The 17,536-nt window shown below is 71.0% G+C and carries 13 protein-coding genes; 6 read left to right on the top strand and 7 right to left on the bottom strand.

The genetic code is table 11. The features are described from left to right. Nucleotides 1-23: 23 nt before the first annotated feature. From ACXAHD_RS19505 to ACXAHD_RS19490, 4 genes are all read right to left on the bottom strand, one after another. The gene (locus ACXAHD_RS19505) at nucleotides 24-3,299 is read right to left on the bottom strand and encodes a methyltransferase domain-containing protein (RefSeq protein ID WP_281551972.1); all 3,276 of its coding nucleotides are present in this window, start codon (nucleotides 3,297-3,299) and stop codon (nucleotides 24-26) included. Between the two features lie 181 nt (nucleotides 3,300-3,480). Then, nucleotides 3,481-4,416, bottom strand: a complete 936-nt coding sequence (locus ACXAHD_RS19500) for a glycosyltransferase family 2 protein (RefSeq protein ID WP_281551971.1) — start codon at nucleotides 4,414-4,416, stop codon at nucleotides 3,481-3,483. A gap of 119 nt (nucleotides 4,417-4,535) precedes the next feature. After that, nucleotides 4,536-6,731, bottom strand: a complete 2,196-nt coding sequence (locus ACXAHD_RS19495; protein WP_475052276.1) for a carbohydrate-binding module family 20 domain-containing protein — start codon at nucleotides 6,729-6,731, stop codon at nucleotides 4,536-4,538. Nucleotides 6,732-6,992: 261 nt separating this feature from the next. Continuing rightward, on the bottom strand, nucleotides 6,993-7,886 hold the full coding sequence (locus ACXAHD_RS19490; RefSeq protein ID WP_475052273.1) for a LysR family transcriptional regulator: 894 nt from the start codon (nucleotides 7,884-7,886) through the stop codon (nucleotides 6,993-6,995). Nucleotides 7,887-7,980: 94 nt separating this feature from the next. On the opposite strand from ACXAHD_RS19490, the gene ACXAHD_RS19485 reads away from it, so the two are divergent. After that, the gene (locus ACXAHD_RS19485) at nucleotides 7,981-9,003 is read left to right on the top strand and encodes a bile acid:sodium symporter family protein (protein WP_289211444.1); all 1,023 of its coding nucleotides are present in this window, start codon (nucleotides 7,981-7,983) and stop codon (nucleotides 9,001-9,003) included. A 30-nt stretch (nucleotides 9,004-9,033) separates the two neighbouring features. Here the strand turns inward: ACXAHD_RS19485 and ACXAHD_RS19480 are convergent, their stop codons facing one another. Further along, on the bottom strand, nucleotides 9,034-10,350 hold the full coding sequence (locus tag ACXAHD_RS19480; protein WP_281551967.1) for an LCP family protein: 1,317 nt from the start codon (nucleotides 10,348-10,350) through the stop codon (nucleotides 9,034-9,036). Nucleotides 10,351-10,518: 168 nt separating this feature from the next. Between ACXAHD_RS19480 and ACXAHD_RS19475 the strand changes: the two genes are divergently transcribed. After that, the gene (locus tag ACXAHD_RS19475) at nucleotides 10,519-12,450 is read left to right on the top strand and encodes an asparagine synthetase B family protein (RefSeq protein WP_475052270.1); all 1,932 of its coding nucleotides are present in this window, start codon (nucleotides 10,519-10,521) and stop codon (nucleotides 12,448-12,450) included. Between the two features lie 99 nt (nucleotides 12,451-12,549). Further along, a complete protein-coding gene (gene nhaA / locus ACXAHD_RS19470) occupies nucleotides 12,550-13,938 on the top strand; it encodes a Na+/H+ antiporter NhaA (protein WP_475052267.1) in 1,389 nt (462 codons plus the stop codon). Between the two features lie 55 nt (nucleotides 13,939-13,993). Here the strand turns inward: nhaA and ACXAHD_RS19465 are convergent, their stop codons facing one another. Continuing rightward, nucleotides 13,994-15,652 (bottom strand): ABC-F family ATP-binding cassette domain-containing protein, encoded by a 1,659-nt coding sequence (locus tag ACXAHD_RS19465; RefSeq protein ID WP_475052265.1) that lies wholly within the window; start codon nucleotides 15,650-15,652, stop codon nucleotides 13,994-13,996. A 39-nt stretch (nucleotides 15,653-15,691) separates the two neighbouring features. On the opposite strand from ACXAHD_RS19465, the gene ACXAHD_RS19460 reads away from it, so the two are divergent. The 3 genes from ACXAHD_RS19460 to ACXAHD_RS19450 all read left to right on the top strand — a co-directional run bounded on the left by ACXAHD_RS19460 (nucleotide 15,692) and on the right by ACXAHD_RS19450 (nucleotide 17,252). Further along, nucleotides 15,692-16,444 (top strand): ROK family protein, encoded by a 753-nt coding sequence (locus ACXAHD_RS19460; RefSeq protein WP_475052263.1) that lies wholly within the window; start codon nucleotides 15,692-15,694, stop codon nucleotides 16,442-16,444. Between the two features lie 185 nt (nucleotides 16,445-16,629). Beyond that, nucleotides 16,630-17,001 carry a tetratricopeptide repeat protein gene (locus ACXAHD_RS19455; RefSeq protein WP_281551962.1) on the top strand — a complete coding sequence of 124 codons (372 nt, stop codon included), beginning with the start codon at nucleotides 16,630-16,632 and terminating at the stop codon, nucleotides 16,999-17,001. Continuing rightward, nucleotides 16,998-17,252, top strand: a complete 255-nt coding sequence (locus ACXAHD_RS19450; protein WP_123606272.1) for a Smr/MutS family protein — start codon at nucleotides 16,998-17,000, stop codon at nucleotides 17,250-17,252. The genes ACXAHD_RS19455 and ACXAHD_RS19450 overlap by 4 nt, the downstream gene beginning before the upstream one ends. Nucleotides 17,253-17,307: 55 nt before the next feature. On the opposite strand, the gene ACXAHD_RS19445 is transcribed toward ACXAHD_RS19450, so the two are convergent. Continuing rightward, nucleotides 17,308-17,475 carry an acyl-CoA-like ligand-binding transcription factor gene (locus ACXAHD_RS19445; RefSeq protein WP_475052257.1) on the bottom strand — a complete coding sequence of 56 codons (168 nt, stop codon included), beginning with the start codon at nucleotides 17,473-17,475 and terminating at the stop codon, nucleotides 17,308-17,310. Nucleotides 17,476-17,536: the final 61 nt, after the last annotated feature.

The raw sequence follows: 17,536 nt of genomic DNA, 5'->3' as shown, positions 1-17,536 counted from the left end.
GACCGGCCGTCACGCGTACCGGCTCAGTCGCGGTGTGGGGTCTCGAACAGTTCAGTGACCATCTTGGCGTAGTCGCGGGCCATGTCGCCGAACTGGTAGCTGCGGGCGGCGGCCCGGGCAGCCAGCTCCACGTGCCTGCCGCGCAGCCCGGTCGAGGCCAGCAGGGCGTCGGTCAGCCCGTCGCGGGCCGCCGGGTCGAAGCCGATGGTGTACGCCGGATCCAGCAGTGCGGTCAACGCACCCAGCCTTGGCGCCACCACCGGGCGGCCGAACGAGACCGCCAGATGGAAGCTGCCCGAGTTGAGCACCGTGCGGTACGGCAGCACCACCGTGTCCGCCGCCTTGAAGTAGAACTGGACCTCCTTGTCGGGGACCGGATCGAACATCGCGGTGATCCGGGGGTCACGGTCGCAGCGTTCGGCCAGCCCGTCGCGCGGGTCGAGCCGTTTCGGCGCCCCCGCGACGATCAGCCGCAGCCGGGGGTCCTGCTCGCCGGCCGCGTTGAACGCGTCGAGCAGTTCGCTGACCCCCTTGTACGGTCGGATCCCACCGAAGAACAGTAGGACGTGGTCGTCGGCGGCGTACCCGAACCGGCGACGGGCCGCGAGCCGACTCACCGAGTCGGGATACACCCCGAGGTAGCTGCTGTGCCGGACGATCCGGACCTTCTCCGGCGGCAACGGATAGTGTGGCGTGGTCGCCGCCACCGTCTCCGGGCAGAGCAGGTGCACGACGTCGGCCTCGGCGGCGAGGTACCGGGCCAGTTCCTTCTCCACCTCCGGGTACTTCCACTCGTGCGGGAAGACGTTGTGGATGGTCCAGATCAGCCGGCCGCCCCGCCGCCGTAGGTCGGCGATCCGGTTCTGGAACTCGGCCAGCCGCGTCGCCGCCTGCTGGTCGTCGGTGGCCGGGTGCACGATCGGATCGGTCCAGTGCACGTGCAGGACGTAGTTGTCCAGCCGACCAGCGGCCAGGTGCGGGGCGGCGGAGTCCCGGACGGCGTCGGCGACCGGGAACCACCGCACCCCGACGTCGGGTAGACCCGACATCAGCAGCTGCTGGTACGGATTGTCCACGTAGTAGGGGTACGCGCCGACGAACCGGCTGTTGGCCCGGCGCGGCTGCGGGTCCAGGCCGTCGATCACCGCGTGCAGGTCCGCCGCCCGGCGGGCGAACGAGTGCCGTTCGCGTACCACCGCGGACAGCTGGCCGGCCAGCGCGACGGTGCCGGCGGGGTCGCCGGTCAGCCGGGCGATCAGGTCGCCCAGGCTGGCCGCGTCGCTGTACGTGGGAAGCTCCGCCAGCCCGAGTTCGGCGAGCCCGATCCGACAGTTCGTCAGGGGCAGCGCGCCCGCCGCCAGGCTCTCCAGCAGCCGCGAGTTGACGTTGCCGTACGGCCGGGTGGTGTGGTTGAGGTCGTCGAGCACCAGCAGCGCCCGCCGGTACAGGCCCGGCAGGTTGAAATAGCTGGTCGGGCCGCCGGCGTACCGGGAGAAGTACGAGTTCAGCCCGCGCTTCTCGCCGAAGACGACGAACGGGAAGGTGATGTCCACCCCGCGCAGGCACTGGTACAGGTGCCGCTCCCGGCCCCACGAGTTGACCGTCGTCACCGCTCCACCGCGGACCTGGTCGGCACCGGGCAGGGTGAACAGCTCGGTGTCCACCCCGAGCGGCAGCAACCCGACGGGCCCGTCGTAGTGCTCGCGCAGCCGGCTGACCGAGGCGGAGGAGGAGGCGACCACCGTGTCGAACAGGGCGAGGTGCGGATGCTCTCGCCAGCGGTCGGTCTCGTTGCGGACCCAGGCGACGATCCGGCAGCGGTCCGGCACGGTCAGCGGGTCGAACGTCGGGATCATGGCGAGCGCCACGTCGGTCTCCGGTGGCAGCTCCGCCCAGCGCTCCGCCGGCAGGTACGCGACCTCGTAGCCGTGCCGCTGCAGGTAGCGGCCGATCCCGACGGCGACGTAGAGGTCGCCACGGCCGGCGTCCAGGTCGACGGTGGAGACGCAGAACGCCACCCGCACCGCGTCCGAGCGGTGAAACCGGTCCTTTGCGCAGGCCCGCCGGTAGGCGTCGCACAGCACCGGATCAGCGGTCAGCCCGTGGAACTGGGCCGGCACGTTGGTGGCCGGCGCCCCTCGGCCGTCCGAGCTGTCGGCGCTGGCACCGGTGCCGGCCGTGGCGCGTCGGTTGGTCGACCGGCTCCGTCGGCGTTTGACGGCCCGCAGGCCCTCGTTCGGCCGGAACACGTACCGGACCATCTTTCCGGCCCGGTACGTGTTGCTGTTGGTCATCTTGTTGATCCGGGTCTGCAGCCTCGTGGCCGTCTCCTGCAGCTCCTTGACCTTCTGCTGAGAGTCCTTGAGCTTCGCCTGGAACTGCGTCCGTTCCTGCTCGGCCCGGCGCAGCGTCTCACGGGCCTGCAGCGCGTCGAGTCGTTCCTGGCCGACCAGGTCCTGGGCGAGGCGGAACTGCTCGTCCAGTTGCCGGTGCCGGTGCTGCAGGTCGTCGAGTTGCGCGGTCAGCCGCTCGTTGACGGCCAGCGCGTCGAGGTGGGCCGAATGCTCGGCGGTGAGCCGCTGCTCGGCGAGGCTGATCCGGACCGCCTCGGTGGACGGCCGGCACTCCACGACGTACTGGTAGGTTTCGGCCTCCGCACCGAGTTGGGCCACCATCCGGCGCAGTTCGGCGCTGATCTCGAAGGCGCGGGCGCGGTGCGGAGTCTGCTCGGCGGACCGGATCGTCCGGTGTGTCGCGCTGACCAGGAACCCGTTCGACTCCAGCAGCGTCTGCATGCTGGTCCGGGTGAAGAAGCGCAGGTGGGTCGAGTCCAGCAGGCCCGTCCTGGTGTACTCGAAGTTGCCCGTCATCAACTCGATGATGATCGACTCGTGCGCCATGTTCGGGAAGCTGACGACCAGCAGACCGTCCGGAGCGAGGATCTTGTCGTCCCGCAGTGCGCGCAGGACGGAACCCGGTTCGATCAGATGCTCCAGCACGTCGGCGAGGATCACCACGTCGTACTCGCGGCCGGCCAGCGCACCGGGCCAGTCCGGTTCCCGCAGGTCGACGACCATCGTCTCCTGTACGCCGCCGGCCCGGGCCTCGGCGAGCGCCTCGGTGTCGACGTCGGCGCAGGTGACGGTACGTCCCGCGACGGTGGCGAGCATGCCGGAGACGATGCCCGGCCCCGAGCCCAGATCGAGCACCCGGGGACCGCCGCTCGCCGCCAGCCGGTAGACGGCGGCGGCGGTGTTGTTGGTGTCCTCCGGCTCGAAGCTGTAGGAGTATCTGCTCATTGCCGTCTCCGCGGGTGCGCCGTGGGCCTCGTCGGCCGGGCGGTGCGTAGTGGGGGCGCAGGGGGTGGCTGAACAGCAACTTTACTGGATCAACGGGGTGACTGGCGGCGAAGCGACAGCAACCACGTCAAGTCCGGTTACCGGGCCGACCCGGCCCGGTTAGCGAACCGCCCGTCTGCGGCTAGCCCGAGACGAGTGCGTCGATGTCGTCGCGGCGGCCGAGTCGACCGTCCCGGCCGTCGGCGAGAGCCAGTTCGACGAGCTTTTCGTAGCCGCCGCGCAACTGCGGGGCGTGGGTGTCGACCTGCCGGAGCCAACAGGTGACGAACGCCTCGAGCTCCGACTCGATCTCGCTCAGCGGGGCGGTGAAGAACCGCTTGCTGAAGTGCATCCGGTTGCGGCACATGTAGTAGACGTAGTACGGCGGCGGGTACCTGCCGGCCGACCGCTTGTAGTGCCACACCCGGGAGTAGGGCGCGAGGACGGTGCGCCAGCCGGCCTGCTGGGCTCGCAGGCAGTAGTCGGTCTCCTCGTAGTAGAGGAAGTAGTCCTCGGAGAGCAGACCGATCTGGCGGAGCGTCTCCCGCCGGATCAGGAAACACGCGCCGGTGACGTAGTCGACGTCGCGCACCGCTCCGTCCGGCACGGACGGATCGAACACCCCGGCGTCGGCGTGGTACGTGGACCCGTGGCCCTTGATCACGCCGCCGTTGAACAGGATGCGGGCCGGGTGTCCGCCGTCGAGGATGCGGCTGCCGACGATCCCGGCGTCCGGATGCTCCTCGGCGGTGCGCAGCAGGCGGGTCAACGTCTCCGCGCTGACGACCGCATCCGGGTTGAGCAGCCAGACGAACTCGGCGGACGACGTCAGAGCGGCCCGGATCCCGATGTTGCAGCCGGCGGCGAAGCCGACGTTGTCGCCGGCCGAGACGACCTCCACGGCCGGATCCAGCAGGTCGGTGAGATCGGGCCCGTGGTGCTCCCGTTCGGTGTTGTCGACGACGATCACCCGCTGGTCGGCGGTGTCACTGGCCTGCAGCGAGGTGAGGCAACGGACAGTGTCGTCGTAGTGCCGGTAGTTGACTACGACGGTTGCTACCCGCGGCCCGATTCGCACCGGTGACCTCCCGAACGGCAGGCGTCCGCAGCCGGTCCGTCCACCCGGGCCGAGGCTATCAGCTCGGCCGCCGGGTGTACGGCGGACCGCGCGGAGCCGGTCCGCCGTACACCGCTTGGTCATCGCCAGGTGTCGGTGAGGGTCGTCGCGTCGCCGGCCGGGGTGGCACTGCGGTTGCCGCCCGACTCCCAGTCGACAGTGCCGTCCGGTGCCCGCTTGACGTACTTGTACTCGAAGGACTCACCGGCCGGCAGCGCGACGCTGCCCGACCAGACCGGGTAGTCGTCCGCAGCGAGGGCGACCGCCCGGGTCGGGTCCCACGAGCCCAGCGCCGGGACCGAGCCGACGACCAGGACGTCCTGGCCGTACCAGGTGGTCGCGGTGACGTCGAAGGTGACCGCGACGGTGCCCGGCCGCTCTCCGCCGGAGCCGGGCTGGCCCCAGGTGGCGGTGAGCGGGGTGCCGCCGACGCCGCTGCGGTTGGCGCCAGCTTCCCACTCGACCGCGCCGTTCGACGCCACCTTGACCAGTTTCCACTCGAACGCCGTTCCGTCCGGGACGTCGACGGAGCCGGTCCAGGTCGGGTAGCTGGCCGCGTCGGTGCCCAGCGGTGCCGCGTCGGCCGGGTTCCAGGAGCCGAGTTCGGGCAGCGAGCCGACCACCCGTACCTGCTGGCCGGGCGTGGTCTGCACGGTCACCGTTACCGGGGTGCCGTCGCCCGGGGGCGGATCGACCGGGCCGCAGCCGGCTGGGTCGGTGCAGTCGAGCCGCGCCGCGACGTGCAGTGCCACCGCCCGGTTCGCCGGGATGTCGGCGTGGAAGCCGCCGTCGGTGACGGCGATCGTGCCACCGGTGCAGGTGCCACTGTCCGCCCGGTAGGTGCCCCGGGCCACGTTGCAGTACCAGCCGTCCGGCAGGCTGGTGGTGAAGCTGCGGCTCCAGGTGCTGCCGGTCGCGTTGAACGCGGCGTACCCGCGGTCGGCGCGGGCGAAGCCGAGCCGGCCGTTGCCGTCGGTGAGCACGGCGCTGATGCCGGCGCCGGCGGTGGCGTTGCGGAAGCCGACCATCCCGGCGACCTGCTCGTCGCGGTGCTCACAGATCCACTCTGCGCTGGCGCAGTCGGTCGGCAGCGTGGTGCCGTCGCCGGTGCTCGGCGGCCCTTGGGCGACCACTGGGCCGAAGGCATAGCTGGACATCAACTGGGGGGTCCCGTACGGGTGGGCGAGCATGAACGCGTCGGCCAGGTAGTAGCGGTCGCCGTCCTGGTAGGTGAGCGTCGGGGTGGCCCGCTGGGTGTCGTGGTTGTCGATGAAGACGACGGCCTGGTCGCCGGTCAGCCCGCCGTAGTGCGGCACGCTGGCCAGCTGGGCGATGGTGCCGTCGCGGAAGGCCGCGGAGACCGCCCGCTGGTAGTCGAAGTTGGTGACCTTGCCGTACGGCGCGTATGCGGTGTACGGGATGGTGCCGTCGCCGTACACCTCGTGGAACAGGTCGGGTCGGCCGCCGAAGCCGGGCACGTCGTCGAGTCGGGAGATGATGTCCGCCAGGTGGGCTTCCTGGACGTGTTTTGCGGCGTCCACCCGGAACCCGGCGACGCCGAGCGCGATCACCGAGTTCATGTACTTGGCGATCTTGCGGCGTACCTCCGGATCGGCGGTGTTGAGGTCGGCCAGGTCGAGCAGTTCGCAGTCCTGCACCTCGGTCTTGCTGCCCCAGTTGCTGATGGTGCGGTAGCAGGGGCCGAAGTCGGCGTAGCCGTAGCTGTCGCCGGAGCCGTCGCCGAACAGGTCCGGGTAGCCGTACTTGCTGTAGACGGTGCCGGCGCTGCCCGGCCCGCTGCCGACCGATCCGGTGCCGCTCATGTGGTTGAGCACCATGTCGACGTAGATCTTCACGCCCTGGTCGCGGCAGCGTTCGACCATGTCGACGAAGTCGGCCCGGTCGCCACGCCGGGTCTGGTCGATTCGGTACGAGACCGGCTGGTAGTCCTGCCACCAGGGGTAGCTGGCACCTTCGGCGCTGGGCAGCAGCACATGCTCCTGCGGCGGGGATACCTGGACCCCGCCCCAGCCGTCCGGGCCGAGTGTTGTCTCGCACTCCTCGGCGATGGAGTTCCACCGCCACTGGAACAGGTGCACGATCGCGTCGCCGTTGCCGACGGCGGTGGCGGTCGCCTCGGCGGTCGTGACCGGGGCCGCTGCCGGGTCTGTGGCGAGGGCCGCTGCGGGGGTAGTGGCGGTGGCGGGCGCGGGCAGGGTGACGGCCAACGGGATTCCGATGACGGCCGCCACGGCGGCGGCCATCGGTCTGGACACGGTCGATCCGGGTACGGACATCAGCGCTCCAATGCTGGTGACGGCTTGCCTGCGAGGAGGCACAGGTCAGGGCTCTGAAAGAACCTGCAAGGATCGCAAGTAGTTTCAGCCATGTGGTGAGGGTAACAATCAGACGTCTCGCTGTGAACAGCTTGTTTCGGCCGCCAGGCTGGGGTGCTCCGAGCTGTGCCCGCCGACAGGGCCGCAAGAACTGACATCCTCTTGCAGCAGGATCTGTCGCTCTGGGGATCCGGGCTGGGGTCAGCCTGCGGTCCGCGGAGCCCGCTCCCGGCCACCGCCGGTCGGCCGGCCGGCGGCCCCGACCGCCTCACTGACCGCCGCCACCACCGCCGGGTCGGCGTCCGGACGGGACAGCAGGATGAACTCCACCTCGCCCAGCGGCGGCAGATCGGCCGGGGCCACCGGGGTCAGGCCGGCCGGCACCAACCGGGCCGAGTGCGGCAGCAGGCCGAGGCCGGCGCGGGCGGCGGCCACCAGCCCGCCGAGGCTGCCGCTGGTGCAGGCGATCCGCCACGGCTGACCGGCGGACGAGAGCGCGGCGAGCGCCTGCGCCCGGGAGATGCTCGGCGGCGGGTAGACCACCAGCGGCACCGGTTCCCCGGCGGTGCGCCGTGGCGGTGTGGGCTGATCCGCCGCGCCCAGCCAGACCAGCCGGTCACGCCAGACCAGAGTGCCCCGGGACTGACCCGCCAGGCGTTTGGCGAAGACCAGGTCGAGTGCCCGGGCGTCCAGCAACTGGTGCAGTGTGCCGCTCAGCGCCACGGTCAGCTCGACGTCGACCAGCGGGTTGCGGCGGCGGAAGGTCTGCAGCACGTCCGGCAGGTAGCTGGAGATCAGGTCCTCGGAGACGCCGAGGCGCAGCTTGCCGCGTACCACCGTGGTGCTGAAATGCCGGCGGGCCCGGTCGTGCGCGTCGAGAATGTCCCGGGCGAAGCTGATCATCGCTTCGCCGTCCACCGTCAGCTGCACGGTGTGCGTGTCGCGCAGCAGCAACGGCCGTCCGGCCGCCTCCTCCAACCGCCGCACGTGCGCGCTGACCGTGGACTGCCGTAGACCGAGCCGCTCGGCGGCTCGGGTGAAGCTCAGCAACTGGCTCACCGCCAGGAAGCTGCGCAGCTGGACAGGCTCGTACACGACCTGCATGCTATCGCGTTACGCGATGACAGTCAGTGCGGTGATCAGCTTTCCCGCTGATCGGCCAGCCGCTCAGAATGGGTGGACCAACCCCTTGTCCACCTGGAGCACCCGGATGCGCTGGCCCCGCTGGCTGATCATCGACCCGTTCATCGCGATGCTGTTCGCCGTCGTGGCGCTCGCCGCGCTGCTCCCGGTCCGCGGCACCGCCGCCTCGGTCGCCGGTGTCGTCGCCAGCGTCGGCATCGCCCTGCTGTTCTTCCTGCACGGGGCCAGGATCGCCCCGGCGGCGGCGCTCGCCGGCGCCCGACACTGGCGCCTGCACACCGTGGTGCTGAGCACCACCTTCGTGGTCTTCCCGCTGCTCGGTCTGGCCGTTGCGCTGATCAGCCCGCAACTGCTGCCGGCCGAGCTCTACCAGGGGGTCCTCTTCCTCTGCGTGGTCCCCTCGACGGTGCAGTCGTCGATCGCGTTCACCTCGATCGCCCGGGGCAACGTGCCGGCCGCCGTGTTCAGCGCGTCGTTCTCCAACATCGCCGGGGTCGCGCTCACCCCACTGCTCGCCGTGCTGCTCATGCAGAACACCGGTGACCTGCGGCTGACCGCAGGTTCGATCGGCTCGATCGTCGGGCAGCTGCTGCTACCGTTCGTCGCGGGTCAGCTGTCCCGGCGGTGGACCGCTGACTGGATCGGCCGACACAAGAGCCTGACCTCGGTGGTCGACCGGGGCTCGATCCTGCTGGTGGTCTACACCGCGTTCAGCGCCGGTGTGGTCGCCGGGATCTGGCAGCAGATCGCCGTCAGTCAGCTGCTGGTTCTCGGCGCCACCGTCGGTGCCCTGCTGGCGGTGGTGATGGGGCTGCTGTTCGGCGTCACCCGGCTGCTCGGCTTCGACCACGCCGACCGGGCCGCGACGGTCTTCTGCGGCGCCAAGAAGAGCCTGGCCACCGGGTTGCCGATGGCGGCCGTGCTGTTCAGTCCGCAACTGCTCGGCCTGCTGGTCCTACCGCTGATGATCTTCCACCAGATCCAGCTGATCGTCTGCGCGGCCCTGGCCCGGTGGTGGTCGCACCGGGCACCAACGGTCCGTCCGTCAGGCGAGACGACCCGGGTGTAGGTGTGGTCGGCCGACGGTGGGTCGGGCCGGTCAGCGGACGACGACCGAGTCGAGCTGCTCGGCGCCGTACCGCTCGATGTACCGCTCCAAGGTGTCGTCGCGCACCGCGGTCCAGAAGCCGACACCCTGATAAGGGTCCAGCCACATCACCCACTGGTCGCCGACGTACCCGGTGTCCGCCACCGGGGCGGTGACGAACCGGACGTCGTTGCGGATCTTGCGCAGGTCGAAGGCGAGCTGCCGGAGTTTGTCGTTGGTCAGGCCGTCGTCGACGGTGACGGTCGCGGTGATTGCGTCGAGCAGCGCGCCGAGCTGTCGCGGGCTGGTCAGGGTGTCCCGGTCGAGGGTCTCGTCGAGCAGCGCGCGCAGGTAGTTCTGGTGGCGGCGCATCCGGTCGAAGTCGCCCTCCGGCAGGCCGTGGCGCTGGCGAACGTACTGGACGGCCTGCTCGCCGTTGAGCCGTTGCAGTCCTGCGGGCCAGGTCGACTGCAGGCTCGGTCCGGGCGTCCCGGCCGGGATATCCACGGTCACCCCACCGACCGCGTCGGTCAGGTCCTGCAGCCCGACGAGGTCGATCAGGGCGACGTGGTCGATGCGCAGCCCGGTCACGTTCTCGACCGTCTGTACGGCGAGGCTGGCACCACCGAGCGCGTACGCAGAATTGATCTTGAGGTTGCCGTGCCCGGGGACCGGCACCCACGAGTCGCGGGGGATGGAGACGACGTACGCCCGCTCCCGGTCGGCGGTGATCCGGACCACCATCAGCGAGTCGGTCCGGCCGTACGGCCCGGCGGGGGAGTCCGCGCCGGTGGCGCTGGAGGCGAGGCTGTCGATGCCGGCGAGCAGCACGGTCAGCCCTTCCGGCGTCGGTGCCGGCCGCTGGTCGGCCGGGATCGTGGCGAACGGGTCGGGGATCCGCTTGATCTCGCCGAGGTAGTAGTGACTGACGACGGCCACCCCGGCCACCCCGGCGAGGGCGGCGACCACCAGGCCGGTGATGCCGAGCAGGGCGATGCGGCGCAGCCGGCGACGGCCGTGCCGGGCCGGTGGCCGCCGGTGCCGGCCGGTGCCGGCGCCCGATCGGGTCAACGTCACCGGGCTGGTCGCTGAGACCCCCGGCTGCCGGTCGGACCGCTGCGGCTGGTCCGCGGTCGTGGCCCACTGGCCGTACGCCTGGTCGGTGGTGGCCCATTGGTCGTGCTGCTGGTCGATGGTCCACTGGTGTGACTCGGCCCAGTCGTCGTCCGCCGTGGCGGGGCGGTGCTGGCCCTGGTCGTGCGCGGGCGCATCAACCCAGTTCTCCCGGGCCGGTGCCGGATTGTCCTGATCGTCAGGTCGCCCGGTCATGTGATCACCTCTGGCTCGATCGCTGAGAGACCCAGGCTAACCAGACATTACGGATCTATAACGCCAATCGGCTAAAATCAAGACGAGACTCGGGCTGGCCGGCGTCGTCGGGTGAACCGGATCGACAACTCGGCACCCGGCACAGCCAACTCGGTTTAGCGTCACAATATGTCAGCAATAGTCGGTATTGTCGGTGAGGCCGGCGGTCGCAGCCAGAGTGCCGACCAACTCGCCCTGGCCTGCACCCCGCACGACCTTCAGCGGACCGGTCGCTACCTGGACGACCGGGCGGCGATCGTCGCCCGCTGGTCCGACGAGGACCGGGCCGTGGCCCGGTCGCCGCGCTACCCGGGTCGGTCGCCGTACTACACGGCCACGACGGACGCGGTCGCGGTCAGCTGCACCGCCCAACCCGACCTGCTCGACCTGTATCGTCGGCACGAAACGGCGGCCGTCACCAGGCTGACCGGCGACTTCGCGATCGCGGTCTGGGACCGCGACCGGAACCAGCTGATACTGGCGGCCGACCGGACCGGCGAGCGGACGCTGTACTGGCGGCTCAGCGGCGGCCAGTTGATCTTCGCCTCGCAGCTGCGGGCGTTGCTGGCCGATCCATGTACCGGCCAGGAGCTCGACCCGGTCGCACTGCACCACTACCTGACCTACCGGTACGTCCCCGCGCCGTGGACGATCTACGCCGGCATCCACAAGCTTCCCCCGGGCACATCGCTGATCTGGGCGGACGGGCGGGTCACCACCCGTCGCTACTGGACACTCGACGCCGCTGCCGGGCCGTCGGCACCCGGTATCGACCAGGCCGCCGAACAGCTACGCGAACGGCTGGTCGACGCCGTGCGCTCCCGGCTGCCGGCCACCGGGTCGCCGCAGGTGCTGCTCTCCGGCGGGATCGGCGCCACCCTGGTCGCGGCCGCCGTGACCCGCAGCACCAGCGTCAGGGCGCACACCTGCTCGGTCGGGTTCGGCGACCCCCGGCTCGACCAGCGGGCGGCGGCGCGAGGCGTCGCCCGGGCGCTCGGCACCGAGCACCAGGAGTATCGGGTGACCGGGCTCGACCCGGCCGTACCGCAGCAGATCGCCGGCCTGTTCGAGGAACCGTTCGCCAGCCCGGCCGCGATCCCCGCCTACCTGGTCGCTCGGTACGCCGGGGTGCGGCGGGCGGAGGCGTTCTGCGGCCTCGGCGGTGCCCTGCTGTACGGCGGGTTCCCGCACCACCTGCTGCTCGGCTGGCTCAACGGCTGGCCGCAGCGGCCGGCCGGACTGCCCGGGTTGCAGCGGGCCGGGGCCGCGCTGGTGCGGCGGAGCACGGCCGGAACCCCGGTGCGTCGGCTCGGCCGGCTGCTGGAGGTCGCCGGCTGCCCACCACCGACCCGGTACGCACGGATCGTCGCCGAGTGCAGCGCCGAGCAGAAGAACGCCCTCTACGGGGCGCGGCTGCGCGACGAACTCGCCAACGTGGACAGCGGTTTGCTGGCTGAGGCGGCCTACCTCGCCTCGTCAGGGGACTCCCAGGCGACCCGGATGACCGACGCGGACCTGCACGGATACCTGCCGGGCGACGTACTCGCCCGGTGGTCGACCGTGTCGGCCGGCGCGGGACTACGGCTGCAGGCGCCGTTGCTCGACCACCGACTGCTCGAGTGGGTGGCCGGCCTGCCGGCATCGTGGAAGGTGCCGGGGCGGCGGCGGAACCTGGCGCGGCGGGCGGCGGCCGGCTGGTTGCCGGGCCGGGCGGTCACGTCCGAGCCGGTGGACGCCCGGCCACCGCTGGCCAGCTGGCTGCGGGCCGAGCTGCGCGAACTCGCCGGGGACCTGCTCACCGACCGGACCTTCCAGGACCGTGGCCTGTTCCAGCCGGCTGCGGTCCGCCGGCTGCTCGACGAGCACCAGGCCGGGGTGGACCACGCCGGCGAGATCTACACGGTGCTTCAACTCGAACTCTGGCTGCGGCACCGGCCGGGGTCGGTGAGAGACCCCGCACTTGCTGGTCAGCGCGACATGACCTTGGAAGAATCGGGGTACGGCACAACTGGCGCCGGAGGTTGTCCGGCGGCGGCATCGCCAACCGGAGACCTTCGGTAACCGTGCCGGAACGGATAGTGTGATCATCATCGACGCGCCGGTCAACCAGGACCGGCGTCGCTGTACCTGCTGCATGTACGTGGAGGTGGAGTTCTCTACATGACCGACCCGACCCCCACCAAGGCCTCCGGATCCGGCGACAAGTCCGGATCGAGCAAAAAGTCGGACTCAACCAGGCCGCCGGAGTCCCGGCGTCCGTTCCAGCTCTCCTCCTGGGCGGAAGCCAAGTTCATCGGCGACGTGCTCCGCACCGAGACCGTCGGCGGCGGGCTGCTGCTGCTCGGCGCGGTCATCGCGCTGATCTGGGCCAACTCCCCGTGGGGCGACGCCTACACGGACCTGGGCCAGTTCGTGCCCTGGCCCGGCGGGGCACCGCTGCACCTGGACGTCGACCTGGCGCACTGGGCGGCGGACGGCCTGCTGGCGATCTTCTTCTTCGTGGTCGGTCTGGAACTCAAACGCGAATTCGTCGCCGGTGAACTGCGCAGCCCACGCCGGGCCGCGCTGCCGGTGATCGCCGCGGTCGGCGGCATGGCCATGCCGGCGCTCATCTACGTACTGATCAACCTGAACACCGGCGACAGCGCGCTGCGCGGCTGGGCGATCCCCACCGCCACCGACATCGCGTTCGCCCTCGCCGTGCTCGCCGTCATCGGCTCCCACCTGCCGCAGGGCCTGCGCGCCTTCCTGCTCACCCTGGCCGTCGTCGACGATCTGCTGGCGATCACCATCATCGCGTTCTTCTACACCGAACAGGTCAACTTCCTGGCACTGGCCGGTTCCCTGCTACCGCTGCTCGCCTTCGCGCTGCTGCTGCGGTTCGGCAGGACCTGGTGGTGGGCGCTGATCCCGCTGGCCGCCATCACCTGGACGCTGATGCACGCCTCCGGCGTACACGCCACCATCGCCGGCGTACTGCTCGGCTTCATGGTGCCGGTGCTGCCCCGCAAGGGCGAGCAGCACGGCCTGGCCGAGCACTTCGAACACCGGTGGCGGCCGGTCTCCGCCGGCTTCGCCGTGCCGGTCTTCGCCTTCTTCGCCGCCGGGGTGTCGCTGCGTGACGGCGGCATCGGCTCGGTGCTGACCGATCCGGTGGCGATCGGGGTGATCGCCGGTCTGGTCCTCGGCAAGACGATCGGCATCCTGGGCGCCACCGGGCTGATGACCCGCTTCACCCGCGCCGACCTGGGCGGGCTGAAATGGGTCGACCTGCTCGGGGTGTCGCTGCTGGCCGGCATCGGGTTCACCGTCTCGCTGCTGATCGGCGAGTTGGCGTTCGGCGCCGGCAGCGACCGCGACGCCCACGTCAAGGCGGCCGTCCTGATCGGCTCGCTGACCGCGGCGATGCTCGCCGCCATCGTCCTCAGCCGGCGCAACAAGGTCTACCGGCGGATCTCCGAACAGGAACGGCAGGACCGCGACGGCGACGGAATCCCGGACATCTACCAGCAGCTGCCGCAACCGACACCGGACGACGACCGCCGCTGACCCGGAGTGCCCCGGCGGCGACCCCGCAACCTGGTCGTACCCCCTGGTCCTGCTCCTAGTCGAGGGACAGGTCCAGCAGCGACCGGAGTGCGGGGCCGCCGCCGTCCAGGGTGATCCGGCGGGTCAGCCGCACCGACTCCAACATCCGGCGGTCGTGGGTGACCAGCAGCAAGGTGCCGGTGAACGACGCCAGCGCCGACTCCAACTGCTCGATCGCCGGCAGATCCAGATGGTTCGTCGGCTCGTCGAGGACCAGTAGATTCACCCCGCGCGCCTGCAGCAACGCCAACGCCGTGCGGGTCCGCTCGCCCGGCGACAGGGTGGCCGCCGGCCGCAGCACGTGGTCGGCCCGCAGCCCGAACTTCGCCAGCACCGTACGGGCCTCGGCGGGGGCCAGGTCGGCCGCCGCCCGGAACGTGTCCAGCACCGGCTCGTCGCGCAGGAACAGCTGGCGGGCCTGGTCGATCTCGCCGACCACCACTCCGGGGCCGAGCCACGACTCGCCCGAGGCCAGTGACAGCCGCCCCAGCAACGCACCGAGCAGCGTCGACTTGCCGGACCCGTTCGGCCCGGTGATCGCCACCCGGTCCGCCCAGTCGATCTGCAGATCCACCGGGCCGAGGGTGAACCCGCCCCGGCGTACCACCGCCCGGCGCAGCACCGCGACCACCGCGCCGGCCCGGGGCGCGGCGGCGATCTCCATCCGCAGCTCCCACTCCTTGCGCGGCTCCTCGACGACCTCCAGCCGCTCGATCATCCGCTCGGTCTGCCGCGCCTTCGCCGCCTGCTTCTCCGCGGCCTCGGTCCGGGCGTTGGTGGTCAACTTGTCGCTGTCGTTGGCCTTGCGGCGGGCGTTGCGGACCCCCTTGTCCGTCCAGGCCCGCTGGGTGCGGGCGCGGGCCTGCAGCCCGGCCCGGGTGTCGGCGTACTCCTCGTACGCCGCCCGGGCCTGCCGGCGGGCCACCTCCCGCTCGGCCAGATACCCGGCGTACCCGCCGCCGTAGTGGTTGACCTGCTGCTGGGCCAGATCCAGCTCGACCACCCGATTCACCGTACGGGCCAGGAACTCCCGGTCGTGCGAGACCAGTACGGCTCCGGCGCGCAGCCCGGTGACGAACTGCTCCAGCCGGGCCAGCCCGGCCAGGTCCAGATCGTTGGTCGGCTCGTCGAGCAGCACCACGTCGTAGCGGCTGAGCAGCAGCGACGCGAGCTGGGCGCGGGCCGCCTGGCCGCCGGAGAGCGCCGTCGTCGGCTGGTCCAACGTCACCGTCAGACCCAGGTCGGCGACCACCTGCTCGGCGCGTTCGGCCAGGTCGGCGCCGCCGAGATCCAGCCAGCGTTCCAGCGCCACCGCGTACGCGTCGTCGGCGCCGGCCTGGCCGTCGGCCAGTGCCTGCGTCGACGCGTCCAGGTCGTGCTGCGCCGCCGCCACCCCGGTCCGGCGGGCCAGGTAGTCGCGTACCGACTCGCCCGGCCGGCGCTGCGGCTCCTGCGGCAGCAGCCCGACGGTGGCGGTCGGCGGGTTGCGGGTGACCGTGCCGGACTCGGGCGCGGCGGTGCCGGCGAGGATCCGCAGCAGCGTCGACTTGCCGGCACCGTTCGCGCCGACCAGACCGACCACGTCGCCGGGCGCGACGACGAGGTCCAGCCCGGTGAAGAGTTGCCGGTCACCGTGCCCGGCGGACAGGTCCCTGGCGATCAACGTGGCGCTCATGGCCCGGCGATCGTAGCCGCCGACCGGCAGACTGTGCTGATGATTTCCACGCTGGCGATCGACTGTGGCGGCGGCGGCATCAAGGCGTCCGTACTCGACGAGGCCGGCACCATGCGGGCCCGGCCGCTGCGGGTGCCGACCCCGTACCCGCTGCCGCCGAAACGGTTCGTCGACACCTTGCGCGGGTTGCGTGACCAGCTGCCGGCGGCCGACCGGGTCACCGTCGGCATGCCCGGCATGATCCGGCACGGCGTCGTGGTCGCCACCCCGCACTACGTAACGAAGGCCGGTCCGCGGACCAGGGTCGACCCGGGACTGCTCGCCGAATGGTCCGGCTTCGATGCCCGTACGGCGCTCGGCGCCGCCTTCGACCTGCCGGTGCTGGTGCTCAACGACGCCGAGGTGCACGGCGCCGGGGTGGTCGCCGGCACCGGCTGCGAACTGGTTCTGACCCTCGGCACCGGGCTCGGCTGCGCGCTGTTCGACGGCGGCCGGCTCGCCCCGCACCTGGAGCTGTCCCAGGCGCCGGTGCGTTGGGGGCAGAGCTACGACACCTACGTCGGCGAGCACGAACGCCGCCGGCTCGGCGACGCGTTCTGGTCCCGGCGGGTACGCGGCGTCGTCGACGGTCTGCGACCAGTGTTCTGTTGGGACCGGCTCTACCTCGGCGGCGGCAACTCGCGGCTGATCCGTCCCGAGCAGGTGGCCCGGATGGGCGACGACGTGGTGGTGGTGCCGAACACGGCCGGCATCGTCGGCGGCGTACGGGCCTGGACGCTGATCCGACCCTGAACCCGGTCCGACCGCGTGACCGGTCCGATCCCTGAAACCATTCCGACCCTGACTGGTCTGTGCCGGATCGTCCCGAAGCTGGCTGGGTGGCCGGCGGATGTCCGGTCCGGGAACAGTCGCATTCCGCCGGTGGTTGTGCCAGCGTCAAGGGTGTCGGTGATCGCGACCGGGAAGGTGGGGCGGCCATGGATCTGTTGGAGGAGTACCGCCGGGCGAACCTGTACTTCGAGTCCGGCGACCCGTCCGGGGCGGCCCGGCTGCTGGAGCCGATCATCGCCGCCGAGCCCGACAACTCGGCGGTCCGCCAGCTGCTGGCCCGCTCCTACTTCAAGTCGGCGCAGCTCGGCCGGGCCGAGGAGCAGTTGCGCGAGCTGATCGACCGCGACCCGAGTGACCACTACGCCCATCACGTGCTGGGTCGTACCCTGGAACGGCTCGGTCGGCCGTCGCAGGCGCTGCGGCACCTGCGGCTCGCCGCTGCCATGCGTTCCGAGCATTCGGACTACCTGGCCGCGCTGCGCCGGGTCGAGGCGAAGGTCAACGGAAGGGTGTCGTGAAGATCAAACTGGACCTGCACGACATCTACAACCGTGGCCAGGACATCGACCGGGCGCTGCGGGGCGTCATCGACGAGGCGGTGGCCAAGAAGGCCACCCTCGTCGAGATCATCCCTGGCAAGGGCTCCGGCCAGCTGAAGAAGCGGGTGCTGCGGTTCCTCGACCAGAAGGACGTCAAGCAGCTCTACCACCGGGTGGAGAAGGACTCGAAGAACTTCGGCCGACTGTTCGTCCATTTTCGATGGAAGTGACTCCATCGCTGCGCTGGTAGCGACTCCGCCGCTGCGTTGGTAGCGACGCGGCCACCTAGCGCGGGCTGAGGGCCGCCATCGCCCGGTCGACGTGGTCGGCGAGTGAGTGCTCGGTCGTGGACGCCAGCCAGGCGTGCTGCGCCGCGACCAGGCAGCCGAAGGCTGCAGCGGCGAGTGCTCCCGGCGTCGGGTCGTCGGCGGCGTACCTGTCTCTTCTCCACATCTGACGCTGTCGACGATCTTCTCCGGGTGTAGATCTCGGTTGTCTACTTATCATTCAAAAG

Source organism: Micromonospora sp. ABR4_055 (genome assembly GCF_056160425.1).
Note: the sequence above shows the minus strand (reverse complement) of the source record. Positions and strands in the feature narration are given on the sequence as shown.

What these genes read in the sequence shown, in the direction of transcription:
- ACXAHD_RS19460 (WP_475052263.1), top strand. Translation starts at nt 15,692, where the DNA reads ATGATTTCCACGCTGGCGATCGACTGTGGCGGCGGCGGCATCAAGGCG.
- ACXAHD_RS19445 (WP_475052257.1), bottom strand. Translation starts at nt 17,475, where the DNA reads ATGTGGAGAAGAGACAGGTACGCCGCCGACGACCCGACGCCGGGAGCA.
- ACXAHD_RS19480 (WP_281551967.1), bottom strand. Translation starts at nt 10,350, where the DNA reads ATGACCGGGCGACCTGACGATCAGGACAATCCGGCACCGGCCCGGGAG.
- ACXAHD_RS19465 (WP_475052265.1), bottom strand. Translation starts at nt 15,652, where the DNA reads ATGAGCGCCACGTTGATCGCCAGGGACCTGTCCGCCGGGCACGGTGAC.
- nhaA (WP_475052267.1), top strand. Translation starts at nt 12,550, where the DNA reads ATGACCGACCCGACCCCCACCAAGGCCTCCGGATCCGGCGACAAGTCC.
- ACXAHD_RS19475 (WP_475052270.1), top strand. Translation starts at nt 10,519, where the DNA reads ATGTCAGCAATAGTCGGTATTGTCGGTGAGGCCGGCGGTCGCAGCCAG.
- ACXAHD_RS19505 (WP_281551972.1), bottom strand. Translation starts at nt 3,299, where the DNA reads ATGAGCAGATACTCCTACAGCTTCGAGCCGGAGGACACCAACAACACC.
- ACXAHD_RS19455 (WP_281551962.1), top strand. Translation starts at nt 16,630, where the DNA reads ATGGATCTGTTGGAGGAGTACCGCCGGGCGAACCTGTACTTCGAGTCC.